We start from the raw sequence: 26,553 nt of genomic DNA, 5'->3' as shown, positions 1-26,553 counted from the left end.
CGGTATCCGTCACGGCCGCCCTCCGACCGGCACCGCGTTCCGCATTCGGTTCGGCAGCAGCCAGGCGTGTTCCAGAACGTCTCGCCCTGCGTACACGTATTGGCCTCCGTCCTCGTCGATCGTGAGCCGGTGATCAGACCGTGCCCGGTCAGCGTCACCTCGGTCCGGGCGTACAGGCCGCCCTGCGCCCGGGTCCGCCGAACGGCAACCGTCCAGGGCTTCGGTGTCCAAGCCGACCGGAGGCAGCCGCCTTGTTGCGGGGGCCCGGAGCGGGATGTGCCTGAAGGCACGGCCCTTCCGGGTGATCGCGTACGTTGTCCGCCTCGATGCGATCAGTACAGCAATCCTGGAGGCGCCGGGATCGGTATGCGTGCGTGTTCTGGCGGACGTCATCACTTCAGGGCAACTCCCGTGTCGTGCCGTCGGGTCACGAGTTCGCGCAGCTGCTGTTCGGCCGATGCCACGGTCGCGATCAGGTCGTCGTACAGGGCGTCGTGGATCGTCCCGATGCCGAGTCCGGAAGTGTGAACGAGCCCGTTCAGATCGCGCCGCTGGCTTGCCGTCATGACGGGATCGAGCTGCGGATGGGCGAGGACATCGCGAGCGGCGTGGGCGTCTTGGCGCGCGGCTTCGATGAGTGCTGAGCCCAGCAGCTGCCGCTGCGGGTCGGCGTGGCCGTCGGCGAGGTCGAGCGCGGTCATCCCGACCCTGGTGCGGAAGACCGTGAGGGAAGGGTCGGGCACCTCCGTCAGCGCGAGCGCCGCGGTGAGCATCGCCGTGACCTCGTGTTCGCTGTCGGCTCCGGCCGACCGTTGGCACAGGACGCGCAGCAGGCTCTGCACGGCCTGTTCCCAGGGCTGAGTGACCGCGCTCTGTTCGATCAGCACGGCTGCGTGGTCGGCCTGTCCTTCCTGAACCAGCGCAAGGACGGCGGCTTGCCGGCCGTCGAGCAGCCGCGTGCCGACGCCCCGGTGGGCTGCCGCTTGGTCGGCGGCTTCGCGCCAGCGCCCGGCCAGGGCCAGGGCGCGGGTGCCGTCGGCCAGCAGCGCCGCCCACACCATGGTGCAGATGGTCTTGTGGTCGTCCGAGGCGCTGATGAGATCCCGGAGGTTGACCGACCGCCCGACGATCACCGCGTCCGTCCGGTCCCGGGCTGCCTGGTAGAGCTCTTCGAACAGGGCGTGGGCCTGATGGCCCTGACCCTGGCGGATCATCTGGCGCGGCAGGTTCAGCAGCGGTTGCAGGGCGAGCGTCGCAGCTGTGGCCGGCAGCGGTCGCGCGTGGTCGAAGACGTCGTACTGCCGCCAGCACAGGGTTAGCGCGAGATCGGGCAGGCCGCAGTCGGAGGCGATCAGCGCCGCCTTGTTGCACACCTCGGCGCACCGCACCATCCGGTCATGCGGGTCGGCGTCGTCCGGATGGGCGAGAAGGGCCCGCAGTTCTCCGACCCGGTCCCGAATCGGCCGGCACGGCGGGCGTGATCGGGGGAGGAGCGGAAACCATCCGGGCCTTATCCGCTCGGTCAGTGGTCCTCCGGTGTCCCGCTGCATGGCTCGCCTCCCCGCGTCGACTGGTGTCGGGTGGTGGGATCGGGCCCGAACACGACGGTCCTGGCGGTGTGGGCCAGGGCGGCCTGGGTGGGATGGGGCAGGCCGTGCCGGTTCCAGGCGAAGATGATGTGGTGCGCCAGGATGGCGCGCAGCCCCCGGTGGAGCAGTCCGGTGGCCGTAAGGTCGGCCAGCTCCCGGCCGGCGGAGGTGTAGGCGCGTAGCCAATCGGCGGCGAACGCCAAGCTCGCTCCGTCCGCCGTGAGGCCCGCGATGTCGGCGCTCATCAGCCGCCGGAGGTTGTTCTCCAGCTGGGGCAGCCGGCTCGGGGGAACGTGGTCGGGCCGGTCGCGGTGGTCGGCGACTTGGGCCCAGACGTCTCCCTGCTCGTACCAGTCGAGTCCGGCGCCGCGCAGCAGGGCGGTGCACAGCAGGACCGGCAGCTCACGACGGTAACCGCCCCCGGGCGAGGCCGCGTTGGTACGGGCGAGGTGGGCGAGCAGGTTCCGGCTGTCGAGGTGGAAGAGGCGGTGTGCGGACGCCATGCCCTCGCTGCCGCCGAAGGCACGGGTCTCGGGTTCGTAGACGATGCCGGCGATGATGTCGACGTGGTGCTCGCCGGCGAGGTCCACGAGGTGCCCGGTGATGTAGGCATCGGCTTCGCTCGGGTTGCCACCGGGGAGGTAACGCAGGCGCCAGGAAGGCGATTTGCGGATGAAGAACCACGAACTGATCACCTTCTCGTCCTCCGCCGCCACCAGCACCGGGACGAGGCGGGCCAGGGCGGTGCGTTCGGCTTCGGCCCAGTCGGGGAAGGTGACGTGGACCTGGCGCCACGGGTGGGATTCCATAGGTGCCTCCGGTGATCAGGCCAGCAGGAGGAAGGCGTCCCAGCCCGACGCCGGGGCGGTGCCGGTGCCGGTGGTGTGCATGGCGAGCGCGGCCCCGGCGGCGCCGTCGAGAAGCTCGGGATCCGCCACCGGGTCTGATATCTGCCTGACGAGCCGGGCTGCCAGCGACGGCAGCTCGTCGGTGATGGGGGAGCTCTCGGCGTCGGCGGCCATCCGCCACGCGGCTTGCAGGAGACCGGCGGAGCCGTGGCACAGCCCGATCCCGTCGAGCAGTTCCACCTGGGCCGGATCGCGCAGAGCCGCGAGCATCGCGTCCTCGGCGCTCTGCTGCCGCGCGGTGTCGCCGAGCGCCATGCCGGCCAGTTGCTGGGCGCGGGCGGTGCCGGCGATCCCGTAGCACCACGACGGCCGCGGACGCAGCGACGCCTCGACGCCGTCGGCGCGGACCTGGTCAGCGGTGATGAGTCCTGGCCACCAGGCGCCGTCGGGGGTGTCCTGGCGCCACTGGTCGCTCCACGCGCAGATGCGCGCGATGGCCTCGTGCGCTCCGGGTACCGGCCGGTGGCCCAGCAGGGCCAGGGACAGCAGGGCCAGGGCGGCGCCGATCCCGTGGGACAGGCCGAAGTTCCCGTGCCCGTCCGGGTAGTGCGGGCTCGGCTCGCCGTTAGGCGAGACGTTCGTCCACCACCCGGGAAGCCCGTCGTCGCGGGCGGGCAGCGGCGGTTCGGTCAGCCGCACCAGGTAGCTCAGGACTTCGCCGGTGACCGGGTGGTCGGGATGGCGTTGGAGGTGGAGCGCGCCCAGCCCGGTCAGTCCGCGGATCGCGTCGAACTCCTTCATCTCGGGCCGGTCGCCGCGGTCGATGCCCGCGTGGGCGGCCGCCAGACGTCTGCGGGTGACCGCGATGGTGGCGTCGTCCAGCGCGGCAAGGGTGCGCTGGTATCTCCCGGTGGAACCGGCGGCGGCGTGGGTGGCGAAGGCCAGGGCCGGGGCGCCCATGTAAAGGCCGGCGTTGGCCGCGGCCGTCAGGTCGTCCGACGCGGCCCACGACAGCCAGGCGCGCGCGGTGGCCCAGTCTCCCCGGCCGGAGCGGGCCCGTTCGATATGGAGCAGTGCGATGCCCGCGGCGCCCCCGGCCAGCGACTGCGGCCAGGCCCGCCCGCCCGCCGGCGCGGCGGCGCGGACGGCACCGGGATCGGACAGCGCCTCGGCGAGGGAGTCCGCGGCGGTCAGCGCGATCGGGTCTCCCACCGTCATGCTCCCTTAGTCGCGCGCGCGGACCAGCTCAAAGCCGCGGCACGGGCCAGGTGCAGGCACGTCCGCTCACCGTCCGACGAGATCCCGGCCATGCGGACGTGGTGCAGGTGCAGGAGTTCGGGCAGCAGGTCGGCCGCATGGCCGGCCCGCCCGCGATCGAGCACGCGCCGGTAGGCGGCCAGCGCCTGGCGGCGCCGCGCCCAGGACGCGGCGACGTCTGCGCCCGCGGGCTGAGCGGCCAGGTGGTGCTGGTCATACGGGTTGGCCAGCGCGACGGCCTGGTCGTAGAGGGGGCGCGCCGGGGCGGACGGGGCGTTGCGGGCGTGTGCGATCAGCCAGCGCATCGCCTCGCCCGGGTCGCCGAACAGCGCGACGGCAGCATCGAGCATGCCGGCGGCGGTCAGAGCACGCGGGTCGGGGCCGCCGGGAGCGGAGCCGGCCGTCAACTGCGCGAGCGCCGCAGCGGAGTCCGCGGCGAAGTACGACTCCGCGGCGGCCATCGCCTCCTCGCCGCCGAAGCGGGCGGTCTCGGGGAAGTAGGTGTCCCACTGCACGCGCGCGACCAGACCAGCCCGGCGCAGCTCCTTCGTCCAGGCGCCGATCTGAGCTGCAGCAGCGGCAACGCGGTCGGCAGGGACGGTCAGCCGGAGCCGGAGATGTTCCTGGGGGTCGCGGTAGCGCACGAACCACCACGCGACCTGCTCACCCAGTCCGGTCAGCAGGCGGGGAAGGTGGCGGGTGAGGACAGCGGTTGCACGGTCGGGGTGCCCGTAGAGCTTGACATAGAACCGTCCGTCAGCGCCGGGCAGATGACCGTGCTCCCGACCGCTGACCTGCACAGCGGTATCCACCCAGCCGGGCGCCGGCTGGGGCCGGCCGGTGGCGGCCAGCGGAATCACGACTTCGTGGACGTGCCCGCCCATCCATCCCACCGGAGCGCCGGACGTCGCGCGCAGGACGGCGGTCGCCTTGCGGTCCAGGTGCGCACGTAACAGGGCCCGATGGGCAGGTTCACCCAGGTCCAGGCCGATGCGCCGGTCGCCGTCACCGAGATAGACCGCGGCGGGCAGGCCGGCCTCCGTCCGCCAGGCGGTCAGGGCGCTGTCCCACTCCTGCCAGGGCGCGACGGAAGCGGGCAGGTCGACGGCATCGAGCAGCCACCGCGCCGGGGAGAGGGTCGTACGGCCGCAGCGCAGCGCGGGAAGGAACGGCAGGCCCGCCGCGGCCCCCCAGTCGAAGGCCGCGCAGGGAGTGCTCAAGGCGCTGGTGGCTTCCAGGACGAACCGTGCCAGCGGGTGCGTGTGCAGGACCGGCTCCACGGCGTTGAACACCACCGGCTCGACCGGCCGGCGCCGTGACAAGGAGACCAGGTAGACCCGGTCGACATCCGCAGTGACAGCGAGATCGTCCACGGCGATCCGGTCCGCTCCGCCGCCGTCGTGGAACTCGCCCAGCGGGAGAAGTCGGGGAATCACCTGGGGGGCGCGGGCGACGTTCTCGGTCGCCGCGTACGGGTGACCAGCGGAGAGCTGGACTCGGAGGGCGCCGCAGTTCGCGGTAGGAGTATTCGCGTACAGCGCGGCCATCCGCGTCCTGTCCTCGTCGCCGAACAGGCTGAGGAACCGCCCGGTGGTGGTTCCGGCGCTCCGCGAGACGCCGACGATCGACAGGGCGAACTCGTCCAGGCCCTCGGCCGGAGTGTGGATGCGGACGGTCAGCTCGGTGCTGCGCTGGTGAGACATCTCAGCGTCGACGGCCGCGAGATCGGCAACCATCGCGTCATCCAGGACGATCTCGCGTCGGCCGGCGAGGGCTGCCCTCTGCGCCAACGTCAGCAGCTTCCGGTCCCGGTCGGTCAGCCCGCCGGCCTCAGGAACCGAAGACGAACCGAGGTAGCCGGCCGGGTACCCGAGTCCGGTGTCGGCGTCGACGGCGTCCAGAAGAGGAACGACAGCTCGCGGGCCGTAGCGATCCAGGAACCGCTCGTGCCAAGCAGCCCATCCCCGGTTGAGGTTGCGGCGCGGGGCCAGCCGCACAAGCACGTCCGCGGCCTCGGCCGCCTCTGCTGCTACCGCGTGCGGGACCGTAAGATCCCAGTCCAGCCGCAGGTCGACCGCCAGCGGAGACTCGGCGGGGGCGCACCTGGAGACCATGACGGCCGAAAGGCGCTCGCGCCGGTCACGGCCGGCGGCGGGGGTGGGCGCGGTGTCGTGCTCGGACAACTCGCGGGCGATGTCGCGCAGCCACGCGACGGTCTCGGCGACCTCACCGATCTCCTGCGCGCCTGCGGTCTGAAGTGCGGCCAGAAGGTGGCCGAGCGGTTCGTCGGCCGTCATCGCCGGGCGGAGGCTCGTCAGGAGGAAGCCCTGCGTCACCAGCTCTCCCAGGAGCCGGTCGATGACCCGGCCGGGGACGCCGGGGAAGTCGATGGCCAGCTTGCCGACAAGATCGGCCCACCGGATCGGCCCGCGTGCGGCCTTCAGCACCGCGATGGCCGGCGCGGTAGCGCGTACGGACACCTGCACCGGTGGGCTGCCCACGCTGCCGCTGGAGCGGTGGACAAGGACCAGTTGTCCGTCGCGCTCGAGGATGAGGTTATTGGCCAGCACCGCAAGGCGGGGGCGTAGGGCTGGCTCGTTCTCCAGGCGTTCGATCACCGCCGTCAGCCACCGGGCCTCCACCCGGGCCACGGCTCGGTGGGCGTCCCCTGCCCGCAGTCCGGGGCTGGCGGCGATCCGGGCTGGGGCGACACCGGCGAACAGACCGAAGGGCGTGGCACGGCCGGAGGCCCGCAGCACATAGCGCAGGAGCGCGAGTACCGCGCGTCGCGCGACGGGTTCGGCGACGGGCCGGCCGTCGCCGATATCGCGCGCACGACGGGCCAGGACCGGGCTGGCCTGCTCCAGCGCGGCGGCGAAGCCGGGAACCTCCAAGACTTCCCGGAGCCAGGGACGCCAGGATTCGGGCCCGGCTCCGGGGCCGGTCAGGTCGGGCCACGACCCGATCGCGTGGTCCGCGGGCCAGGCCGTGGCACGCACCACTGCGCCATCAAGGTACTGGAACACCTACCGCTCCCACGGCCGGGGCGGCGTCCGGCCGGGCACAACCGCCCGGCCGGACGCCCCAGTTCAGCGGATCGACGCGCCGACGGCGCGAGCTACGGGCAGGTGGTCGAGCAGGCCGACTGGCACGTCGATCCGCAGCCGTCGTCGGTCATCTGGATGAGCCGGTCGGCGGAGGGACCGGACTCCACGATGGAGACGTCCAGCTCCCACCCCTCCGCGTCCTCTCCTGCCGGAACCGTGACCGTGCTCGATGCTTCGGTGACCGTGGTGGACACAAAAACCTCCATTGGTGGATGCGGTGCGCTCGGCCCAACGCCCGATCGCGTTTCGTGCGGGCCGGCGGCCTACTGCCAGGCGACCTCGACGACGCCGTGCCGCTTGACGATCAGCCCCGACGACCGTGACGAACCAGTCGTGGTCGTGGTGGCCGGGGTGCGGGGGATGTACTGGATACGGGCTGCGCCACGCCGGCGGTGGTCGCTCGCCCACCGGCGCAGCAGATCCACGTACCGGGCCGCGACGTCCTCGGCCTCGGGCCCGTAGGCGAGCACGCCGCTTTCGAATCCGCCGGTCGCCTCGTTCGGCCGCTTGATGCGGTAGGCGAAGCTGCCCCCGCTGATCAGGGCGGGCACACCCCGGGTGGCGGAGAGCGCGAACAGACCCTGCTCGGCGGCTTCGGTACTGGCGCGCAGCAGGACGACCCCGGGCGCGCTGGTCATGAGGAACAGCTCCAGCTCGTCGGGCAGGTCGAAGGCCGCGCCCGACCAGCGCTCCAACTGCGCCGAGCGGACCGCCTCCCGCAGTGCCTCGATATCGAAGCCGGCCTCGCCTTCGACCCACAGGTCGGCCCCGTCGCTGAGGGGGACCCTCTGCTCGGTGCCCGCGCCGTCTCCCTGCATGGGCACGAAGCCGCACAGCCGGTAACTGCTGCTCTGCAGGCCGCTGCTGGTGCGGTCGAAGGCGATCGAGCGGGTCAGGCCCTTCAGCCGGAGCGGCACGACGATCCGGCCGGCCGGGGCGAGCTGCTCCACCCAGGCCGGCGGGATGTCCCACGCACCGGCCGTGACCACGATCCGGTCGTAGGGCGCGCCGTGCGGCACGCCGTTCTCGGCGTCGGCCAGCACCACCTCGACCCGGTCGTAGCCGGCCTCCGCCAGGCAGCCGCGGGCACGCTCAACGATCTCCGGATCGATGTCGACCGAGACGACCTTGCCGCTCGGACCGACGAGCTCTTGCAGCAAGGCGGCGTTGTAGCCCCCCGACCCGACTTCCAGGACCCGCATACCAGGCTCGACCGCGGCCTGCTCCAGCATCACCGCCTGGATGTGGGCGGCGGACAGGGAACTGATGGCCTCGCCGTCAGTGGTCCGCTTGATGACCAGAGCGCGGTTCGCCTCGTACGCCGCCCGGAGCGGCTCTCCGACAGCGAACAGGTGCCGGGGCACCGCGGTGAAAGCAGCAGTGACGGCCTCGGACGTGATCGCCTCGCCGCGAAGCTCACCGACCATGGCGGAGCGCAGCGACGCCGCGTCCCCGACACTCGAATCTCGGACTGTAGTCATGCGGTCACCCTATCGATCCGGATCGCCTCGGCAGACCCTGAGAACTGCGGTCGCACACCACGGCGATCGCGGCCACGGCCCTTCCTCCGGCCGCCGGTTGCGGACCGCCGGACTGGCCTGCCCCTGCACCGTACGAGCGGTGCGCCGCCGGCATCCACGAAGTTGCAGAAACTTGCGGATTGACGCTCGGTGCACGGTCCGTGAGGATGACGTCACCGCAAGTTCCGGCAAGGTCCTACCAAGGAGACGGGCGTGCAGATTACCTTCGTGGCCAAAGATCCCGAGTCGGAGCCCAGCGGATCGCCGACGCTCTACCGTACCGACCGGCAGTCGTGGCTGGTCCAGGGCTGGGTGGTCACCGATCCCGAGGCTCTCGCGAAGATGGGCATACCGGAGGGCGAGACATGCGTGGAGATCCCCGACCGGATGATCCCGTTCTTCCAGCAGAACCAGTGATGCGACCGGCCACCCACGGCGAACTCAACGAGCTCTGCAAGGGCATCAAGTCCTCGTTCGTGCACCTGGAGACCCGGGACGCCTACGGAACCGAGACGGAACTGCCGCACATGGCCAAGTGGCGCCGCGGCGAGCCCGACGACTTCGCGTGGCTGGGCTGGTGGCTGGAGATGCTGCGCGGCCACCGCGCCGCCGGCCGCACCTGCCGCCGGGCCCGGATCGTGTCCGAACCGGTCAGCGACTACCAGCGCTGGACGATGAGCCACGCCCAGGTGTTCGTCGACGCCGGCGAGGACATCCGCTACGTTCCCCGCCCCGCCCTGGCGAGGGTCCCCCTCCCCGGCAGCGGCGACTTCTACGTCTTCGACGACCAACTCGCCCTGTTCCTCCACTACGCCGGAAACGGCACGAACGCCTCGTTCGACATCACTGAGGACGCCCAGACGGTACGCGCATGCCGGCAAGCATTCGAAGACGTCTGGCGCGTAGCGACGCCCTTCCGTGACTACCGACCCCAGTAGCTCAGTCGCCCAGGCGCGCAGCGAACTCGGCTCCCGGCTGCGTCAGCTCCGCAAGTCCGCGGGGCTGACGCAGCAGACCGTCGCCGACGCCACCGGCCAGCACGTCACCCGGGTCAGCCGGATCGAGAACGCCGCGCAACCACCCACCGAACGCAACATCCGCGACTGGTGCACCGTCTGCGGCGCCGAAGCCCAGATCCCCGAGCTGATCGCGACCTTCCAGGCGACCGAGTCCGCGTACCTGGAATGGGCCAGGCAGTCACGCGCCGGCATGCGCCGGCTCGGCGACCTGCACTCCATCGCCACCTACCGGCAGACCTCCACCTTCCGCATCCACGAACCCCTCGTACTGCCCGGCATCTTCCAGACCGAGGCATACATCCGGCAGATGCTCGCCTTCTGGTACACCTTCCTCGACGCCCCCGACGACGCCGACGCGACCGTGGCCATGAAGCAAGAACGCACCGCCGCCGCCCTCAGCCCGACCAAGCGCATCCTGGTGGTCCTCGGTGAACAAGCCCTGCGAACCCGCCGCGGCACCCCGTCCGACCAGTCCGACCAGCTCACCCACTTGCTGTCGCTCATGCGCCTGCCGTTCGTCTCCGTCGGCGTCATCCCAGCCGGTGTCCAGCGCCGGGCGATCGGTACCATCGGATTCTGGATCTTCGACAACAACGCCGTCGCGCTGGAGACACCCACCGCGGCGATCAAGGTCACCAGGCCACAGGAAATCGCGCTCTATGCGGCGATGTTCGGCCAACTGCAATCCGAGGCGGTCTTCGGTCACGACGCGCGTCAACTGATCGCAAGAATCCTCGCTGACCTCTGACACCGCGGCCTCTCCACCGCAGTTTCGGACGGGGCGACTCGCCGCACGCGATCTCGCCGAGCCGAGCCGGACGGGATGGCGGGGCTCCGTCCACCGGATAGTGGGGGGTCGGGCGGGCTCGTCGATTGGGGGTAAGACCGCGGCGCGATCATCTCTTGCGAGGGCCCTCCAACGGGAGGGAAGGGAAATCCCACATCAATTCGTGGGGTTCAGCCTGCCAGGAGGGCGGGAAGGGCGCGTCAGCGCGGTCCTCACTCTACCGGACGCGTGAGCAACAATCCGCACCCGTACGCCTTCGCTCTGCCGAATCCGCCTGCCAGGAGGGCGTGGAACTTGTCCGAGTCGGTGACGATTCCGGTCATGAACATCTCACGGAGGATGATTTTGACGGGATCGTCTCCGTGCATTCCGGTGACGCTTTGGCCTTCGCCCATGGTGATGCGCTGCGGGCTGATGTCGAGTCCCTGTTGGTGGAGTTTGCCGCGGAGCCATTCGCCGCATTCCTGGGCGGTGCGCCTGCTCAGGTTCCGGCCGGTCCGGCGGTCGTGGGCGACGGGGTTGGCGAAAGTGCGGCCTTCGATGATGTCTCCGGTGTTGTAGTGCTGCCGGACGGGAATCGTCGTGGCCGCGGTCAGGGCGCCGGCGCTGAGCAGGTGGCTCCAGTGGGGTTGTTGGGGTGATTGGACGAGGATCTTTTCGGGAGCGCCGGCGCTGAGGCGGCGGGTGCCGGGATCCCGCAGCGGGGTGCTGCGGCGGGCGGCGAACAGGATGCCGGCGGGGCGCGGAGTGCGGGTCGCGGTGACTGTGTGGGGGGCGCGGAAGCCGCGCATGACCAGGCGGTGGAGTTCCTGCACGTCCAGACAAAGGTGTTGCTGCTCGATGGACAGGGTGAGCGCCGAGCGCCATACCCGCAGTCCGGTCTCGCCGTCGGCGACGTGCTGGGCGGCGGTGTTCGTGGGGGCGGTCATGGCTCCTCGGTCGGGGGTGGGGTCGCGGTGGCGGTTTGAAGGAACATCAGGGGGTGGTCGCGTTCGAGATACGTGGCGGGGACTTGCTCGGGGCTCGGGGCGGTGCCCGGCCGGGGGTTGGTTTCGGTCCAGGTCCGCGGTGTAGTGGTGGTTGCTTCGGGCAGCAGGGGAATCCGGTCGGGCCAGGAGTCGGCGCCGAGCGGCGTGGTGCCGTAGGCGGGGGCGTGGGCGAGCGGGCAGCATCGCCGGCCGAGGTAGAGCAGGCCGTACGGGTGGTGCAGGGCCCGGACGATGTGTTCGGCGAGGTGGTGGTCGTCTGTGGTCAGCCCGGCGAGGAACGCGGCGTCGGCGAGATAGTGCTTACGGAACTGGACCGGGGCGCGCTGCTTCCCCATCCAAGGCGCGTGGACGGTTCCGTCGGCCAGGTGGGTCGGCGCCCGCGGCGCTCCGTAGTAGGGGATGTCTCCCCGGGAGCGCTGGTCTCGAAGGCGTAGGAAGGGAACGTCCCGCCGCCGGCGGTCTGGTCGTCGGTGAGGAGGTGACCGGGCCGGTCGGCGCGGACGGCGAAGGTCATGGCGCGCAGGTCGGACAGGTCCGCCGACCAGTGCCGTCCCAGGGCGTTGGCGATCAGGCCGGCCACGGCGGACTTGGTGGGCCTGGGTCCGGTTTCCCGCTCGGTCCAGTGCGAGGAGGCGCCGTAGGACTGGAGCGGGCCAGACAGCCGGATCAGCACGGTGGTGGCCATGGGTCAGCCGGCTTCCACGGTCAGATGCCCGGGCAGCTCGGCCGGCGCGGTTTCGCCGTTGGGGGGAAGCCACCGGGCGATCCCTCCGCCCAGGTGGGCGTGGCGCAGGTAGCGGGCCAGTCGGGTGGCGGCTTCGATACCGGCCGGGGCGGGCACGGGGTCTTCGAACGCGGCGGCTGCGGTGAGCGGCAAGGGGCAGGTCGCGGCGACGGCCAGGGTGGGCCAGGCGGCTGCGCCGGTACGGCTCTTGCCCGTTGAGGGCAGTGTGTAGGTGGCGGCGGTGAGGAATCGTCGCTCCATGGTCCGCGCGTTGGCCTCGACGCTGTCACGGTCGGGGTCGGTGTCGGCCAGGTTGGCGCGCAGGAGACGCCGGTCCAGGGCGGCCCAGCGGTACAGGGTGCCGGAGGCGAGCAGTTGCTGGCCGAGCATGCTGGAGGCGAAGACCCCGGCGTCATTCCAGTCGTCGCGGGTGGCGAAGTCGTCGGCGAAGACGGCCATGGCGTCCACCGAGAAGGCGTGAGCCACCTCCAAGGCCGAGCGTATGTGCCCGTTCGGCGGGGGCAGTTCGGTGAGCATCCGGCCGAACAGTTGGATGTCGGAGCGTCCGGGGCCGAAGGCTTCGCGGGCCTGGGCGGCGATTGCGGGCGGGACGAGCGCGGCAGCGGAGTTGAGCGGGTTTCCCGGGTTCGGCGGTCGTTTGGTGCCGGGCGCGGGTGCCACGGCGCCGGTGATGATGTGCTCGGCCTTCTCCCGGGCCTCCTGCAGGACGTCCCAGTGCAGCGTGACCAGGGCGGACAACACGTCGGGTGCGGTGTCCGGCAGGGAGACGGCGGCGCGGGTGCGGTGCGGTTCGGCGGGGTCGATGCTCATCCCGGCCGCGGCCACGATCAGGGCCGCGGCGGGGTCGGCGTCCGCGGCGTCGGTCCCGGTGTCCTGCAGGCGTCGGGAGACTTCGCGGGGCAGGTAGCGGCTGTTGGCGGCGGGAACTTCTCCAGGGAGCGCGGAGGTGCGCATCGCGTCGCGGATGGCCCGTACCTGGGCCTGGGCGGAGACCCGCATGCGCTCGACGCCACCGATCGCGATGGATTTGGGCCGGCCGAGCTGATCGCGGTTCAGGGCGACGCCGGACAGTGTGGTGAGGGAATGGACGGTCACGAACGGGCCGGGGACTTCCGAGAGGTCGATCGTGAAGCCGGTTTCGGGGAGGTGGAGTTCGGTGGCGCTGGTCACGGTGTGAGGGCTTCCTGGTCACGGGAGTCGGAGTCGGATGAGTGACGGGGGACGGTGCGCCGGCCGAAGTACAGCTGGGTCCAGCGTTCTCGGACGGCGGGGCCGTCCCAGTGCGCAAGATCGCCGAACAAGTGACCCCAGGACGGGGAAATTCCGGCATCGGCTGCGGAGCGGATCTGGGCCGCCAGCAGCGGGCGCATCGCGGCGATGGTGGGCGCGCGGACCATCGTGACCAGGGCGGCGGTGGTGCTCTGGTGACCCCGTCCGTGCACCTGGCGCATCACCCAGGGCACCGGGATGCTGCCGTGGACGGGGGCGCTGCGGCTGCGTCGGCGGTGCAGGGCGAACAGCGCTGCCGTAGTCGCGGCGGCGTCGTGCTGCTCGGCAGGGAACGTACCGGTGACCAGTTGGTAGGCGGGGTTGTCCGGGTCGGGGTGGGCGAGCCAGAAGACCAGGTCGCGCATCGTGCCGGCCATCCGGGGGTTGTAGGCCCAGGCACCCAGGAGCATCGCCAGCCGCCGCTCTCGGGACGGAGTGTCCAGTTCGTCGTCCGGGACCGGGCCCGGGCGGCGGTGCCGCCGCGGTTTGACGGCTTCCAGGCCGACGGTCTCCGCGGTGACGAACAGGTCCCGCGCGGTGAATCCGGCCAGGGCCGGGGACACGGTGCCCAGTTCGTCCGCCGGGGCTAGCGGTACGGCCTGGAGCACCGGTATGCCGTGGTCGCCGACCTGGAACAGCTCCTGCTGCCCGGTGCCCACCGGCGGCACGGACGGGCCGGCTGCTGCACGGGCGGTTGGCGGCCCGTCGGCGGCGCGGACCGCGTCTTCCAGGACGGCCAGTCGCCGGCCATGACGCACCGGGTCTGCGTCGCGGGCCGGGCGGGCGCTCGCCAGCAGGACCTCCTCGCGGTCCTGGCGCGCTGCGGCGCGAAACGCCGGGTCCTGCAGGAGGTCCGAGCCGAAGCCAGGCGGAAGTTGTGTGCCGAGCTCCCGCCGAACCAGCCCGGCGGCAGCGGTGGTGGCGGTGTCCGGATCGGGTGCCGCCCCGTGGGCGCGGCGGCGGAAGACCATGACGGTGTCGGCCGCGTCGCGCAGCGCCGGGTCCGCCATGAGCTGCCCGGGCGCGAAGACCTGCCGGGTGCAGGCGAATCCGGCCTTGGGCGGGACCGCGATGCCGGCGGCTGTCAGGTCAGGCAGGTGGCCCACCTGGTCGGCGGCCCGCCGTGCGGTCGCCGCCCAGCTCCCGGATGATCCGTCGCATGTTCAGCCGTTGCGCCACCACATCACGCGCCGTCGCCCCCGAGGACCAGGCCGTCGTCGACGGATTCCGCGCGATGCTCGCCGCCGTCCGCAACCCGCAGCCCTGGACGCCCGACCTCGCCCAGGACATCGCCGTGAGGGTCGGGACGTTCATCGAGCGCGCGCACCCCCGCCCCGGCGACGATCAGGGCACCGAGACGATCGCCGTCTCCCTGGTCCACCCCGACACCCCGCACGCCGCGGCCTACCTCCACGGCCACCAGCTCGGTTACAACGCCAAGGGCTGGCTGCGCTGCGAGACAACCGCGATCCTCGGCACCTGGCAGCCGGCCTACGCAATGCTCACCCACGCCGCCGCCAACCTGCCCCTCCCCGCCGACATCGGCATGACGCCCGCCCACTACGGCGTCCACGTCGAAGCCCGCCGCGCCGACGGCACCGGCTACACCCTGCTGCGCCTCGGGCCGTACTTCCAGACCTGGGTCGCCTCCCACGACGCCGACCACCTCAACACCGAGCTCGCGGGCCAGGCGGCCACCGTCCTCCCCGGCTTCACCGTCACCGCGAAGAACGCGCTGTTCGACGTCAACGACCACGAGAGCTACACCGACCCGTACCTCACCGACATCACCGCCCTCCTCGCCGACGCCATCGCGGAGGTGAACGCGTGACCACCACGCCCCTGTACGAGATCGAGACCAGCGAAGGCGACGACGGCACCACACCCCGTCGAACAGCGGCTTCGTCACCCATCACGGCCTGAACATCGCCGGAATCGATGACGCCACCGAGGACCACCTCTACCCGGTCGCCTTCATCGTCCTCGGGCACCACCGGTGGGCCGACGCCATCGAGGGAGCCGCCGCATACATGGCCCATGTCCACACCTGGCGCAACCTCCACCTCTACCCGGGCGACGACCCCTCGGAGCTCATCCCTCGCATCCCGCGCGCCGTCCAGACATGGGGTGTGTTCTTACACCATCCCCACGCCGATCACAGGTGCGCCTGCGAGTGGGACGACACCTGGCGCGTGGTCTGGGCACCCGCCACCGAACCCGGCGTCGTCCCGATCACCGCCCTGCGCCACCCCGCTGCCCCGGCGACCGCTGCCAGCATCCCCAACCCCGACGAAGGCGCCCCCGCTACCTGGGCGGCCTGACACACGCGACCGGCACGACAAAGACCCGGCTTCCCCACTGACTGCGGGGAAGCCGGGCCTTTCCTCGTTCTTGGGTCTTCGCCAGGTCAAGACCACCTGCTCATTGCCCTCAACCGATCCGGTGTTGACCGCGGTCAACACACCGTGGGTGCTGCCACGACGGGCCACGCTGATCGGGCCAGGAGGCGACCTGCTAGACGTGCTCTCGAAGAGCCTCGATCAGAGCATTCAGCTCGGCTGTAGAGAGAGCCGAAGCGATCGTCGCCGCTTGAGCTGCTGGCGTCTCCCCGAGCTCCTTCATCAGGACCTGCGCGTACTCCTCAGCCTCCCCGGTGTGCTCCGCCGAGCGACCCTGAGACGGCACGGACGACTGAGCGGGCGGTTTGGAGACCGAGGAGCCCGAGTTGGCTGACGCCTGGCGCGCGGGCACCGGCGGGGGAGCGGAGGTGTTGACCGCGGTCAACACCTCCGGCGCCTCGTCGCCCGGCTTCGTGCCTTCCGCCAACGACTCCGACGTGTTGACCGCGGTCAACACGGATGGCTGCCCATTCGTGGGGCCGCCCGCGCTGACGGTCTCCGTGTTGACCGCGGTCAACACGCCTCCGCTCTTGGCTGCCCGCAGCAGCTTCTTCTCTTCGTCCCGCTTCTGTGCTTCTGCCTCCCGGTGCGAGGCCAGGTGCTCCATGAGGTCGGCGCTGCTCAGACCTGGCTGAGCCTTGAGGCGACGAGCCAGCAGACGGCCTTCCCGTTCGGGCAGTACGCCGGCACTGAGCTTTTCCTGAATGCCTTCAGGCAGGGTGAGCAGGGCCAGCTGGTTGGTCACCCAGGCCTTGGACTTGCCCAGCCGCTCAGCCGCCCGAGTCTGGGCGCCGGCGTCGCCCTCTCCAGCGCAGACCTCTACCAGTGCTTGGACACCACGAGCCCGCTCGACGAGATCGAAGTCCTCACGATCGAGGTTCTCCTTGAGGAGAAAATCTACGAAGTCTTCCCGCGACGAGGCGAGATCGTTCCGCACCACGAAGTCGAGCGCCTCGAGCCCCACGTGATCCGCACTGCGGTAGCGGCGCTCCCCGTTCACGAGCACGTAGTCGGCCCCGCCGACGTGATCAGCGTGCTCGGGCCACAGGGACAGGTATGCATCGCGCGATACAGCGACACACGCTGCGAGCTGTACAGCCCGCAGCTCCTCACCGAAACGGGCCTTCTGCTCGTCCGTGCCGAAATTCCGCCGAGGGTTCAGGGAGTGGGCTTCACCTCCCTCAGGCGGAGCCGCACCAGCTCGTACGACGGCACATCACCCTGCGCCACTGCTTTGGCCCGCCCACGGTCACTGCGACCGCGCGGCACCTTGTTGAACGATGACCCAGTCCCCAGACGGTCCGCGGCCTTCATCCCTTCACCGCCAGAGCCACAGTCCGCATCGCCTCGGACTGCTCACAGTTCGGCGCAGAGGAAAGCAACGGAGCCTTGAGACGGTTCGCTTCACGCTGCTCCTTCCGCTCAGGGACCACGGCCAGAACCGGCGGATCACCGATGGCCTTCCAGCTTTCGAGGGACGACGTAGCGATGAAGCCCTTGCGGCTGTCGTACATGTTGACGACGAACCCCAACTTGGCGATGGCCACGTCCAGGTCCTCCGAAAGGTCCTCGATCTGGTCGTACAGCATGTCGTAGGCGTCGGCCGAGCTGTCCTCTGCCAACACCGGGATCACCACGCCTGACGCGCTGGCTTCCTCACCGTCCCGCGTGCGGGCGTAGTAGAGCGCCGTGTCCATCGAGTAGCCCAGGCTGGGCGGACAGTCGATGACGATGAAGTCGAACTCGCTCTCCAGCGGCTCCAGCGCCTTCTCGAGGGCGATCTCCTTGATACGAACATGACGCGTCGTCGCCAGCTTCGCATCCAGCAGGAACGCGTCCTTGCACCCGGGCAGGAGGAACAGCCGGCCGCCGAAAGCACCCTCTTCTATCGGCACCAGCAGGTCACGCAGCGCACCTTTTCCTCGCCAAGCATGTGCTTGGCCAGACTGGGCTCATCGATGGCGAGCATTTCGTAGCCAAGCTGCTTGGTCAGATGGCACTGAGGGTCGAAGTCGACGAGTAGGACGCGCTGGCCGATCTCCGCGAGAGCCTCCGCCACACCGGCTGACGTCGCCGTCTTACCGACACCGCCCTTCTGGTTCCCGAATACAAGACGCCGCGCACCGGTCGTGCGGGGGGCACGGCGGGGCGACGGGTGACTGTCGAGCCAAAGCCGGATCGACTGGGCGATGCCCTGGTTGAACGGGATCCCTCGGGCCTTGCAGTCGTCCTTGAACTCCCCGTAAAGGCCTGTCGGGAGATACGTGGCGAACGAACCGCCGCCCGACGTGTCGACCTGAGGGCGAGGAGCGTCGGCGCTGCGCCAGGCATGGACGCCTTCCGTAACGGCATCTTTGATATCCACGCCCAACTCTGCGGCACGGACCTTCAGTTCCTGTCGCAGCGGCGCGGGGAGCTTCGCAACTACCTTTTCCCGATCATCGGGACTGTATGGGGCGGTCATGCGGATACCTTACTCACCTATTGCGCGGGCGTAGCCGGACAACACTCGTCCTCACTCACTCCGTAATGCGGTAACTCCGTCGTGCTCGGGGTGCTCACAGCGACAGAGCGCTGGCCTACCACCGGCACCTGAGACGTCGTGCCTGCCGATGTAACGCCAGATGACTCCGATGTGCCCCCATGGACGAGGTGATCTCGTAGACGCCGGGGGCACGGCGAACGTCTTTGTTCCGTAAGCCGGGGCGGGGTGTGGTGCTGGAGGTCGGCGGTGAAGCGGGGTGTGCCCTTTGTCGCTCGGAGGTCGATAGCTCGCGCGCATGGCGCCGCAAGAACTGAGCCACCTTCACCGAAACGCACTCGGACGCTGACAACGCAGGGATAGCATCCGCAGGTTCTGCACCTCGAGGGAAGGCGGAGGGATGCTGCGGCTGCGGGCCTGGCTGGAGCTATGGGCAGCGAGGGCCTTCGATTTCGTCGATGGTGAGGACAAAACGGGGATCTACCACCGGTGTGTGGAGTTCGCGGTTGATGGGCCTGCGACGGAGCGATTGCTCGGCAAGCGTGCGGGCGTAGACCGTGAGGCCGTTGTGGATCGGATGATGACGGCGCGGTACCGCCGCTACACCATCCTCCGCTGTCCCTCGCCCTTGCTCGACCGAGCGATCGAAGACCTGGCTGCGGCCCGGGATAAACACGAGCGAGCAGCACGAGCGACGCAGTGGAACTGGCGAGTGGTCTGCTCGCTGGTCGCCACCGTCTCGATGGTCCTGCTGATATTCAGTGGCCTGCTCGCTCTGCTCATCGCAGTTGTGGCGGCAGCTGTCTCGATGGTCGGGCTGTACATCTGGCGCGGGTATGCGCTGTGGTCCAACCTGAGGCAGTGCCTGATAGCAGCAGGGCTCAAAGGCGCCTGGCTCGTTCAGCGCATCGAGGTAGGACTGTGCGCTGCACGCTGGGGTGAAGAGCTGCTTGAGACAGGTACTGCTCCCGTGGTGGCCGACCTGGTCCGCCATATGCTGGGCGACGACCCCGACTCCCTCTTCATTCCGGACGACTACGAATGGGGCCTGCGCGCGCCTCGAGCGCCCGGCTTCGTCATCGAGAACGGGGCCCGGCGTCAACTCGAACGCAAGCTCACGCATCTTGAGGACGGCACCATCGCCGTCTGCGGACCGCGCGGTGCGGGCAAATCGACGCTGCTGGAGCAGTGCGTCAAGAAAGCCGGCTTTGGCGTGATCGTCCAGGCGCCGGCCACCTACGCTCCCCATGACTTCCTCCTGTCGCTGTCGGTCCAGCTGTGCGAAAAGTACATGCGGGCCCGGGGCTATGAGCCCACCGGTTTCGCGCGCCTGTCGCCCGCGCGCCGAGCACTGCGGCGAATATGGCTCCAGGTCAAACGGCTGAGCCGGTGGAGCTCCTTCGCGGTGCCCGCCACCGCCCTGGTGGTGCTGGGCCTGTCCGCCTCGATGCGGTCCTTCTACAAGCAGTACGCCACGTCCGCGTCGGACGCCGCGCACGCGTACACTGACGCGATTGGCCACGACGTCACGGCCATCTGGCAGGGCCACACCGTTGTCGCGAGCTTGGCCGTCACGATCGGCGGGATCGTCTGGTGGAAGTCACGGCATGAAGCCTGGCTGCCCCGCATGCTGGGTCGCCTGTGGATGCGCGGCGTCAGACCTATCGGTTTGCTCCTGGCCTGGGCATCCGCTGCCACTCTGCTGCTCGACGAACAGATACGCCAGCAGGCCCTAAACCTCCATATCGCCCAGCCCGAGGCTCTCTACCGCGCTGTCGGCTATGCAGGAGGGCTGCTGCTCGTGTGGTGGTTCTTGCGCTTCGTTCGTGATTCGGGAGTCGAGTTCCCTCTTGGAAGATGGCACATCTTCCTAGAGAGAATCTTCCGCCCGATCAGCGCCGCCGCAGGAATTTACTTGGTGTTCTTCCTCATCACGAACCCGCAGATACGGTCCTTACTGGCGGACCCAGAAAACCCGCTGCGACTGGCAGGGATTATCGCCGGAGTCCTGGTGTCGAAGTTGGGGGACTGGCAACCGCATGCGGAAGAACCCGAGTTGGTCACGCGATGCCGCAACCACCTCTACCGTCTTCAGACGATCCAACAGGTGACCAACGGCGTGACCACGGGGGGCGCTGCCCAGATCCTGAGCCTGGGCACCAACCACTCCGCGTCTGTGTCCACAGTCCCCCCGAACTACCCGGAGCTTGTTGAGGAATTCCGCGAACTGCTCAGGTCCATCGCCGTCGAGAGGACCGAAGCGGGCAGGACCGTCGTGATCGCCATCGACGAAGTAGACCGCTTGGGCGCGGACACCGATGCGCTCGCGTTCCTCCGGGAGATCAAAGCCATCCTGGGCGTTCCCCTGGTCCACTACTTGATCTCGGTCGCCGAGGACGTGGGAGCCGCCTTCGTCCGCAGGGGCCTTCCTCACAGGGACGCCACCGACAGTTCCCTGGACGACATCATCCATGTCCAGCCCAGCACCCTCAGCGACTCACGCGCCATCCTGGCCAAGCGCTCACAGACACTGAAGGAACCACACATCCTGCTCGCCCACGCTCTGTCAGGCGGCATCCTGCGCGACCTGCTCCGCTATGGCCTGCAACTCCGCGAGACACAGGACAAGACCCAGTCCTACGAACTCACAGACATCTCGCGGCAACTCATTCTGGAAGAACTCGCGGAAACCTTCGCCGGCTTCCGGACCCTGCTGAGCAAACTGCAGTGGTCGCATGACACCAACGGCATCCTCGCCTCTTTCCGCACGCTCAGCAGCTACTTGCGCGACCCCTGTCCGTGCGTCGAAGCGGATGTGGTGCGCACGCTTGATCACTTCGCCTTTCACGCCTACGACGCCAGACCTCTTCTTGCGACCGTCGGCGACTCATCACATCGACCACCCGACGAACCAGAGATCAGCAGCAGTGCACGCCAGCTCATCGACGAAGCATCCACGTACGCCTACTTCTCACTCACCCTGCTCGACATCTTCAGCACCGACGGACTTGAGCGCCGTAAGCAACTGGCAGCCGAGCACGGCCAGGACGGCGATCCTGAACGGCTTGCCGACGCACGGCAAGAACTCGGGATATCGCCTTACAGCGCCCGGCCTCTGATCGACAGCATTCGCAAGGCTTGGGCACTGTCTCTTGGACCGGCCCCCGGTACTCGTCTCCCGGCATCGACCGTGAGGTGTCTCCGCCACAGAAGCTGCCCGAACATCCCATGAGGATCGACCGCCGGAGCGCAGCATTTACATGGCCCTAGTGGTGTCCGCCGGGCGGGCACGGCGTCGCCACGAGCGCCCGCTGTGCGGGAGCGGTGGTGAAGTTCCGGTGAAGTCTTCCGCCTCACGGGATCGTGCCTTTTCGCAGGTCAGAGCCGGTGTCTGCTGTGACGATGCTGAGTGTCGCGAAGATCCAGAGGCGTAACGCGTGGCGGTACTACATACGCGGAGTGGCGTTCGGGGACGGCCGCCGTCCGGCCGGACAGTCGTTGAAGGACGCCCAGGAGCTGGCCGGGCTCCCACCGGGACGGTGGCTGGGGCGTGGTCTGCGTGCGCTGGGACTCACCGAGGGCGCGGAGGTGTCCGAGCGTCAGCTGGAGCTGCTGTTCGGCGAGGGCCGGCACCCGGACGCCGACCGCATCGAGCGCGGCCTCCTGGACGACGGCGTCGACGCGACGACGGCCCGTCGGCCTACCGTGTTGGGGCAGCCGATCGAGGAGATCGAGGCCCGCAAGCAGACTCCGCTGCTCGGCATGGACTTCACGTTCCGGCCGCAGGCGTCGCTGGTCGTGCTGTGGGCGCTGGGCGATGCCACCGTTCGCCGGGTCATCGAGCGGGCCCACGAGCGGGCCGTCGCCACGGCGTTGCGCTGGCTGGAGGATGAGGTTGTCGAGACCCGGTGGGCGTCAGACCGCGGCCGCGCGAAGACGCCGGCGCTCGTGGTCGCCGCCTTCCGTCACTTCGACAACCGCGACGGGCTGCTGCTCCTGCACGAGCACTGCCTGATCCTCAACCGCGTCCAGCGCCTGGGCGCCGACGGCGTTCCGGTCTGGGGTGCTCTGGACACCTACCGCCTCTACCAGAACGTGGTGGCCGCCGGGACGCTGTACACCTTGGCGATGACGACCGAGGTGTGCGAGGCGCTCGGGGGCGTGTTGGGGCGGAGTGCAGGCCCGTATTGCCAGGTGGCGCGTCCTGCGGGTCCAGCGCCCATGGACCACGCGAGTTCGTAGATGCCGGATGCGCGCTGGACGCGCTTGACTGGTGGAGTACGTACGGGTTCGTTCGTGGCCGTCTGGCGTGTCGACGTCGCATTTCAGCTGGTAGATCGGCGTGCTGGGCCCGTTCACTCGATGGTGTGAGATCTCCGCAATAACTCGCAGATTCTGCGAGTGATCGCCGTAATCTGCGGCTTTGTGTCGGATCTCGAAAGTCGCACCCTGTCGCTCGTACGCACCGTGCCGGAGCCAGGCATGCCGGTGGACCCGGCCTCGGTGTCGGTCGAGGCCGGGCTCGCTGACGTTGTGACGCTTCAGCGGCGCCGGCAGGCAAGGATCTCGGCGCACGACGAGGAGAGCTTCTTCCTGGACACGCTGTCGGAGTATCAGTGGGCCCGGGACGCGGCGGGGCTGGCGCAGGAGACGCTGGATGGGCTGATCAAGCCGGTGATTGAGGTCTGTGAGTTCTACGGCACGGTGCCGTGGCAACTCTCTTCCCGCGAGGTCGACCGGTACTTCGCCGGGCCGGGGAAGCGGGCCCAGTCGACGATGCGGTACAAGATCGGCAAGATCGACCGGTACTTCGCGTTCCTGGAGCAGCGGTACGCGGGCGAGATTATGAGCCGCTTCGGGGCTGTGGTCGAGTCGCCGATCGATCCGTTCAACAGGCCCCGGCACCGAGGCGACTTCGGGCTGAGAATCCCGCCGTCGCAGGCGGCGATGAAGATGTTCTTCGGCCGCTGGCGCGAGGACCTGCCCCGGGCGCGGAAGTACCTGGTCGCCTGCCGCGACTACGTGATGACGAAGATCGCCTACTTGTCGGGCGTCCGTGCGGCGGAGTTGTGCGGCGTCTGCATGGGGGACGTGCACTGGGAGCACGGTCAGTGGGGCCGGTTCGTCGTCCTGGGCAAGGGCGCGAGCGGTTCGGGACCGCGGCCGCGCGAGGCGTACCTGTTCCAGGAGGGCCGGGCTCTGCTGTGGTGGTACATCGAGCAGATCCGGGGCGAGTTCGGTGATGATGCCGAGCACCCGCGGGCGCCGCTGTGGCCGTCGGAGCGCAAGCCGACGGCGATCGCGGCGCTGAACCTTCCGATCGCGCCGGCGATCGTGCCCTCGACGTTCCGTCGCGCCCTGCACAGCGCGGCGGCGAGCTACCTGAGCGGGCCGGTCACCGACCTTTTCCCGCACCTTCTCCGGCACGCGTGCGCGACCCACAACTACGAGCGCGGGATGACGTTGTGGGAGGTACAGAAGGTCCTCGGACACGCCTGGGCAACCACGACTCTTCGGTACATGGCGACCGCGCAGGCCGATCCTGAGCACGCGAACGTGGAGGCCAGCTCCCGGGCGGCCCGACGACTGGTGATGGACAAGGGGAACCTGAGGTGAAGTGGAATCTGCGGATGGTGGCCGCGCAGCGCGATCTGTGGCGGCCGCCCGAGGTACTAGCTGCGTTCCGGCAGGTCGGGTTCAACCCGTCGCTGAGCAAGGTCGCCGCGCTGTGGGGCGGCACTCCGGTCACGGTGCGACTGGAGGACCTGGACCTGATGTGCGCCGCGCTGGGCTGCACCGTCGCGGATCTGCTGCAGGCCGAGCCCCTCGCCGGAACCCAGGCGCTGCCGGAGGAAGGGGAACGGACGGCCGACGGCGCGGAATTGCCGTCGGGGCCGGTGCGGCCGGTGCCGGAAGCCGCCGGGGGAGTGGGCCGCGCCCGCTCCCGCCGAGCTGAGCGCCGGTGGCCGCGGACCGGGCAACGGCCCGGAGCTGCGCGGACTGTCTGGGCTGGGTCGTCCTCAACCAGCGGGGGCCTGCGCCGGGTGCAGGCGCTGGCGACAGCACTACCGCGAGCGGGGAACGTGTCCGCGGTGCCGGCACGAGCGGCTGCTGAACTCCGACGGTCTGTGCCGCTCATGCCTGCAGGCGATCCGGCTGCTGGACGACGCCGAGTGGGCCCTGGGCATCGAGGGGCACCGCCGCGTAACCTCCAGCTGACAGTCGGCGTCTATCACGACCGCGCGGACTCAGCCCGCCAGCTGAGCCGGGCCGGCGGCACCGGTCCGCGGACCAGCGAGGTGTGGAACCTCAGACTCCGGCAGCAGCGCGCGGGCACCGAGCAGCGGCCCGCGGTGCTGGAGCCGGGCGCGTGGGGGCAGATCCCGCTGTTCACGATCCCCAGGACTCTGACCGCGGACACGGCCCGGGCGGTTGCGGGCCGTCCGGTGCCCGGGTGGGAGAAAGCCCAGGCAGTGCTGGAGGAGATCGCCGCCGAACAAGGGCTGAGCCGCGGGAACCGCTACCGCAAGGCCGCGCTGCTGCGACTCGCGCTGGCGATCCGCGCGGCCGAAGGCACCTGGCTGCTGCCCGAGGTACTCCTGCGGGACCTGCCCGCCGGCCGCAACACCATCCGCCTCGTTCTCCAGCGGGCCGGGCTGCTGGCCTCCGAGCCGGAACCCTGCGACTGTTCCCAGCAGTCCGCCGCCCACCCCGGACCGTGGCCGGCCGGGTGCCCTGGTGCCGGACGCCGCATTCGTGTGCGGACTGCCAGGCGTGGATGCCCTCTGGCCAGTACGGTTCCCGCTGCACTCCCTGTCAGCACTGGCACGCCAAGCTGGCGCGGAGCACCTGCACACGCTGCCACCGGCGGGAACTCCCGCTGCGGAAGGGCCGCTGCCGCGGCTGCCGCCCGTACCGTCTCCTCGACGACGCCCAGCCCGCCACCACCCGGTACACACAGCTGATGGTCGACGTGCCCGTCGGAGGATCCGGACCGCCCCCGCCGATCCCGGTCGACGAACCGTTCCAACCGGGGCTGCTACCCGCGCCGGTGCACACCGCTGCCGGGCAGGAGCAGCTGTTTGCCATCCGGCGCGACTGGACGCGGCTGCTGTCGGGCCTCCAGGGCCGGAACACGGCCGACCTGGGGCTGACCGGGACGACTGCACGGCTGGTCGAGGACTTCAGCCGGGTTCTGCACGAGCGGCAGTCACCCGGCCGCGACAGCAACATCCGCACCCTGAGCATCCTCGTCTATTGGTGCGGCGCCGAAGGGGCCATCTCCGAACGGGACATCCACGAGCTTGCCCGGACCGGACCGGGCCTCAGAGCCAAGACCGTCTGCCAGTTCCTGCGCGACCGGGGCCTTCTTCTGGAGGACCCCGACCTCCACCGCGATGTCGATCTGGCGTGGATCGAAGACACCATCGCCGCGATGCCGGAGGCCCTCGCTGGCGAGGTAGGGCAGTGGGTGAAGGTGCTGCGAAGCCGGGGCCGCCATGAAGGGGAGACCCGCGGCTACGACGCGATCCGCCCGTACCTCGCCTCTGTCCAGCCGGTGCTCACCGATTGGGCGGAGGCAGGCCTGCTCTCGCTTCGAGAGATCACCCGGCGCCACGTCGACGCGGCCGTGGACGGCCATGCCGGACGTGCCCGCCGGCAGCTCGCCCTCGCCCTGCGCAGCCTGTTCAGGACGCTGAAGCGCGAACGGGTGGTTTCCGCGACCCTGCCCAGCACCTTCGCGTCGGGAACCCGACAGGGATCCCGAAGCCGGTCCGCAGCGACCTGCTGGCCAACGCGTTGCAGCAGACGAAGACCCCGCTCGGGCGCATGGTCCTTGTCCTGGCCGCTGTTCACGCCGTGCCCGTCCATGAACTCCGCACGATTCTGACGTGCGACCTGGACCTTGCACGCGGCACCCTCGTCATCCGGCGCGGCCTTCGACGGCACACCCTTTACCTGGAGGAACTCACCCACCGGATCACCGCCGACTGGCTGGACTACCGCCACGGTCGCTGGCCCGCCTCGACCAACCCTCGCCTGCTCGTCAGCCAGAGATCGGCACTCGACCCCGACCATCCCGCAGTCAGCAAGACCCTGCTCCGCGACGACCTGCCCCAAGGGCTCACCCTGGTCGGCCTGCGCCAGGACCGCATCCTCAACGAAGCCGCCGAAGCCGCCGACCCTCTCCGGCTGATGAGGCTCTTCGGGATCACGGAGAAGACCGCCATGCACTACGTCACCGTCGCCCACCCGGAGCGCACGGCCAAGCTGCCGAGGTGAAGCGGGCCGTCAGCCTTCCAGGGGATCTGCATGCCAGGGGGCGTCGGCTCGGGTGGGGCGGGCACCGGCGGCGATCCGCAGTACGTACACCGGCCGTTAGTCGTAGGGCCTTATCTGCATCTGTTAAGTGCAACGGCTGGCCACAAACCCATAGCTTGTGCAGGCACATCAGGCACGTTCCTCGCCGCCGAGGCGAGAGGATCGGCACGATAGGGGCACGGACGAGGCACTCGAGCGGAGCGAGGACGAGGGACCTCCT

Annotated in this window: 23 protein-coding genes and 2 pseudogenes; 12 read left to right on the top strand and 13 right to left on the bottom strand. The window is 69.8% G+C overall.

Translation table 11 applies throughout. From position 1 onward, the window contains the following. Positions 1–392: 392 nt before the first annotated feature. The 6 genes from PZB75_RS00305 to fxlM all read right to left on the bottom strand — a co-directional run bounded on the left by PZB75_RS00305 (position 393) and on the right by fxlM (position 8,282). Entirely contained in the window at positions 393–1,391 is a 999-nt protein-coding gene (locus PZB75_RS00305; RefSeq protein ID WP_275533238.1) for a hypothetical protein, read from the bottom strand. Between the two features lie 131 nt (positions 1,392–1,522). Then, on the bottom strand, positions 1,523–2,398 hold the full coding sequence (locus PZB75_RS00300) for a thiopeptide-type bacteriocin biosynthesis protein (protein ID WP_275533237.1): 876 nt from the start codon (positions 2,396–2,398) through the stop codon (positions 1,523–1,525). A 15-nt stretch (positions 2,399–2,413) separates the two neighbouring features. Next, entirely contained in the window at positions 2,414–3,655 is a 1,242-nt protein-coding gene (locus tag PZB75_RS00295; RefSeq protein ID WP_275533236.1) for a lanthionine synthetase C family protein, read from the bottom strand. Further along, on the bottom strand, positions 3,652–6,720 hold the full coding sequence (locus tag PZB75_RS00290) for a lantibiotic dehydratase (RefSeq protein ID WP_275533235.1): 3,069 nt from the start codon (positions 6,718–6,720) through the stop codon (positions 3,652–3,654). Before PZB75_RS00290 ends, PZB75_RS00295 begins: the two co-directional genes overlap by 4 nt. A gap of 92 nt (positions 6,721–6,812) precedes the next feature. Beyond that, complete coding sequence (locus tag PZB75_RS00285; protein ID WP_275533234.1) at positions 6,813–6,995, bottom strand: FxLD family lanthipeptide; 183 nt, start codon at positions 6,993–6,995, stop codon at positions 6,813–6,815. Between the two features lie 69 nt (positions 6,996–7,064). Then, positions 7,065–8,282 carry a methyltransferase, FxLD system gene (fxlM, locus tag PZB75_RS00280; protein ID WP_275533233.1) on the bottom strand — a complete coding sequence of 406 codons (1,218 nt, stop codon included), beginning with the start codon at positions 8,280–8,282 and terminating at the stop codon, positions 7,065–7,067. Positions 8,283–8,534: 252 nt separating this feature from the next. Here fxlM and PZB75_RS00275 point away from each other — a divergent pair, with 252 nt between their 5' ends. Genes PZB75_RS00275 through PZB75_RS00265 form a run of 3 tightly spaced genes read left to right on the top strand, consistent with a single transcriptional unit; the run spans position 8,535 to position 10,088 of the window. Continuing rightward, a complete protein-coding gene (locus tag PZB75_RS00275) occupies positions 8,535–8,738 on the top strand; it encodes a hypothetical protein (protein ID WP_275533232.1) in 204 nt (67 codons plus the stop codon). Next, a complete protein-coding gene (locus PZB75_RS00270) occupies positions 8,738–9,259 on the top strand; it encodes a DUF6879 family protein (RefSeq protein WP_275533231.1) in 522 nt (173 codons plus the stop codon). The genes PZB75_RS00275 and PZB75_RS00270 overlap by 1 nt, the downstream gene beginning before the upstream one ends. Then, a complete protein-coding gene (locus PZB75_RS00265) occupies positions 9,240–10,088 on the top strand; it encodes a helix-turn-helix transcriptional regulator (protein ID WP_275533230.1) in 849 nt (282 codons plus the stop codon). The genes PZB75_RS00270 and PZB75_RS00265 overlap by 20 nt, the downstream gene beginning before the upstream one ends. Before the next feature lie 251 nt (positions 10,089–10,339). On the opposite strand, the gene PZB75_RS00260 is transcribed toward PZB75_RS00265, so the two are convergent. The 5 genes from PZB75_RS00260 to PZB75_RS00240 are packed head-to-tail and all read right to left on the bottom strand — an operon-like array spanning position 10,340 to position 14,236. Further along, positions 10,340–11,056, bottom strand: coding sequence for a type I-E CRISPR-associated protein Cas6/Cse3/CasE (locus PZB75_RS00260; protein ID WP_275533229.1), 717 nt, complete (start codon positions 11,054–11,056; stop codon positions 10,340–10,342). After that, positions 11,053–11,451, bottom strand: a complete 399-nt coding sequence (locus tag PZB75_RS00255; protein ID WP_275533228.1) for a type I-E CRISPR-associated protein Cas5/CasD — start codon at positions 11,449–11,451, stop codon at positions 11,053–11,055. The genes PZB75_RS00260 and PZB75_RS00255 overlap by 4 nt, the downstream gene beginning before the upstream one ends. Next, positions 11,379–11,801 carry a type I-E CRISPR-associated protein Cas5/CasD gene (gene cas5e, locus PZB75_RS00250; RefSeq protein WP_275533227.1) on the bottom strand — a complete coding sequence of 141 codons (423 nt, stop codon included), beginning with the start codon at positions 11,799–11,801 and terminating at the stop codon, positions 11,379–11,381. The genes PZB75_RS00255 and cas5e overlap by 73 nt, the downstream gene beginning before the upstream one ends. Positions 11,802–11,804: 3 nt before the next feature. Beyond that, on the bottom strand, positions 11,805–13,031 hold the full coding sequence (locus PZB75_RS00245) for a type I-E CRISPR-associated protein Cas7/Cse4/CasC (protein WP_275533226.1): 1,227 nt from the start codon (positions 13,029–13,031) through the stop codon (positions 11,805–11,807). Beyond that, positions 13,028–14,236, bottom strand: coding sequence for a type I-E CRISPR-associated protein Cse2/CasB (locus PZB75_RS00240; protein WP_275533225.1), 1,209 nt, complete (start codon positions 14,234–14,236; stop codon positions 13,028–13,030). Before PZB75_RS00240 ends, PZB75_RS00245 begins: the two co-directional genes overlap by 4 nt. Before the next feature lie 53 nt (positions 14,237–14,289). Here PZB75_RS00240 and PZB75_RS00235 point away from each other — a divergent pair, with 53 nt between their 5' ends. Together PZB75_RS00235 and PZB75_RS00230 are read left to right on the top strand one after the other, a co-directional pair. Then, positions 14,290–14,961 carry a hypothetical protein gene (locus tag PZB75_RS00235; RefSeq protein WP_275533224.1) on the top strand — a complete coding sequence of 224 codons (672 nt, stop codon included), beginning with the start codon at positions 14,290–14,292 and terminating at the stop codon, positions 14,959–14,961. Between the two features lie 199 nt (positions 14,962–15,160). Continuing rightward, positions 15,161–15,451 carry a hypothetical protein gene (locus tag PZB75_RS00230; RefSeq protein ID WP_275533223.1) on the top strand — a complete coding sequence of 97 codons (291 nt, stop codon included), beginning with the start codon at positions 15,161–15,163 and terminating at the stop codon, positions 15,449–15,451. Between the two features lie 193 nt (positions 15,452–15,644). Here the strand turns inward: PZB75_RS00230 and PZB75_RS00225 are convergent, their stop codons facing one another. Then, positions 15,645–16,529 carry a hypothetical protein gene (locus PZB75_RS00225; RefSeq protein ID WP_275533222.1) on the bottom strand — a complete coding sequence of 295 codons (885 nt, stop codon included), beginning with the start codon at positions 16,527–16,529 and terminating at the stop codon, positions 15,645–15,647. A gap of 310 nt (positions 16,530–16,839) precedes the next feature. Beyond that, positions 16,840–17,993, bottom strand: a pseudogene (locus PZB75_RS00220) (ParA family protein). A gap of 418 nt (positions 17,994–18,411) precedes the next feature. Here PZB75_RS00220 and PZB75_RS00215 point away from each other — a divergent pair. The 7 genes and pseudogenes from PZB75_RS00215 (at position 18,412) to PZB75_RS00185 (ending at position 26,294) form a co-directional block, all read left to right on the top strand. Continuing rightward, positions 18,412–21,243: a hypothetical protein gene (locus PZB75_RS00215; RefSeq protein WP_275533221.1), complete on the top strand. Its 2,832-nt coding sequence runs from the start codon at positions 18,412–18,414 to the stop codon at positions 21,241–21,243. Positions 21,244–21,413: 170 nt separating this feature from the next. After that, the gene (mobF, locus tag PZB75_RS00210; RefSeq protein ID WP_275533220.1) at positions 21,414–22,253 is read left to right on the top strand and encodes a MobF family relaxase; all 840 of its coding nucleotides are present in this window, start codon (positions 21,414–21,416) and stop codon (positions 22,251–22,253) included. Positions 22,254–22,499: 246 nt separating this feature from the next. Further along, positions 22,500–23,627, top strand: coding sequence for a site-specific integrase (locus PZB75_RS00205; protein WP_275538522.1), 1,128 nt, complete (start codon positions 22,500–22,502; stop codon positions 23,625–23,627). Beyond that, a pseudogene (locus tag PZB75_RS00200) lies at positions 23,624–23,967 on the top strand (helix-turn-helix transcriptional regulator). The gene PZB75_RS00205 and the pseudogene PZB75_RS00200 overlap by 4 nt, the downstream one beginning before the upstream one ends. Positions 23,968–24,310: 343 nt before the next feature. Further along, entirely contained in the window at positions 24,311–24,976 is a 666-nt protein-coding gene (locus PZB75_RS00195; protein ID WP_275533219.1) for a hypothetical protein, read from the top strand. After that, a complete protein-coding gene (locus PZB75_RS00190; RefSeq protein ID WP_275533218.1) occupies positions 24,976–25,902 on the top strand; it encodes a hypothetical protein in 927 nt (308 codons plus the stop codon). The genes PZB75_RS00195 and PZB75_RS00190 overlap by 1 nt, the downstream gene beginning before the upstream one ends. After that, entirely contained in the window at positions 25,872–26,294 is a 423-nt protein-coding gene (locus PZB75_RS00185; protein WP_275533217.1) for a hypothetical protein, read from the top strand. The genes PZB75_RS00190 and PZB75_RS00185 overlap by 31 nt, the downstream gene beginning before the upstream one ends. Positions 26,295–26,553 lie beyond the last annotated feature (259 nt).

The sequence above is a fragment of the Streptomyces sp. AM 4-1-1 genome (assembly GCF_029167625.1).
Lineage (GTDB): Bacteria > Actinomycetota > Actinomycetes > Streptomycetales > Streptomycetaceae > Streptomyces.
Note: the sequence above shows the minus strand (reverse complement) of the source record. Positions and strands in the feature narration are given on the sequence as shown.

Bases quoted from the DNA above. Each gene is read 5' to 3' on its own strand.
- PZB75_RS00305 (WP_275533238.1), bottom strand. From the start codon at position 1,391: ATGGTGCGGTGCGCCGAGGTGTGCAACAAGGCGGCGCTGATCGCCTCC.
- PZB75_RS00300 (WP_275533237.1), bottom strand. From the start codon at position 2,398: ATGGAATCCCACCCGTGGCGCCAGGTCCACGTCACCTTCCCCGACTGG.
- PZB75_RS00295 (WP_275533236.1), bottom strand. From the start codon at position 3,655: ATGACGGTGGGAGACCCGATCGCGCTGACCGCCGCGGACTCCCTCGCC.
- fxlM (WP_275533233.1), bottom strand. From the start codon at position 8,282: ATGACTACAGTCCGAGATTCGAGTGTCGGGGACGCGGCGTCGCTGCGC.
- PZB75_RS00270 (WP_275533231.1), top strand. From the start codon at position 8,738: ATGCGACCGGCCACCCACGGCGAACTCAACGAGCTCTGCAAGGGCATC.
- PZB75_RS00260 (WP_275533229.1), bottom strand. From the start codon at position 11,056: ATGACCGCCCCCACGAACACCGCCGCCCAGCACGTCGCCGACGGCGAG.
- PZB75_RS00255 (WP_275533228.1), bottom strand. From the start codon at position 11,451: ATGGGGAAGCAGCGCGCCCCGGTCCAGTTCCGTAAGCACTATCTCGCC.
- cas5e (WP_275533227.1), bottom strand. From the start codon at position 11,801: ATGGCCACCACCGTGCTGATCCGGCTGTCTGGCCCGCTCCAGTCCTAC.
- PZB75_RS00235 (WP_275533224.1), top strand. From the start codon at position 14,290: ATGTTCAGCCGTTGCGCCACCACATCACGCGCCGTCGCCCCCGAGGAC.
- PZB75_RS00230 (WP_275533223.1), top strand. From the start codon at position 15,161: ATGGCCCATGTCCACACCTGGCGCAACCTCCACCTCTACCCGGGCGAC.
- PZB75_RS00215 (WP_275533221.1), top strand. From the start codon at position 18,412: ATGCTGCGGCTGCGGGCCTGGCTGGAGCTATGGGCAGCGAGGGCCTTC.
- mobF (WP_275533220.1), top strand. From the start codon at position 21,414: ATGCTGAGTGTCGCGAAGATCCAGAGGCGTAACGCGTGGCGGTACTAC.
- PZB75_RS00190 (WP_275533218.1), top strand. From the start codon at position 24,976: ATGGTCGACGTGCCCGTCGGAGGATCCGGACCGCCCCCGCCGATCCCG.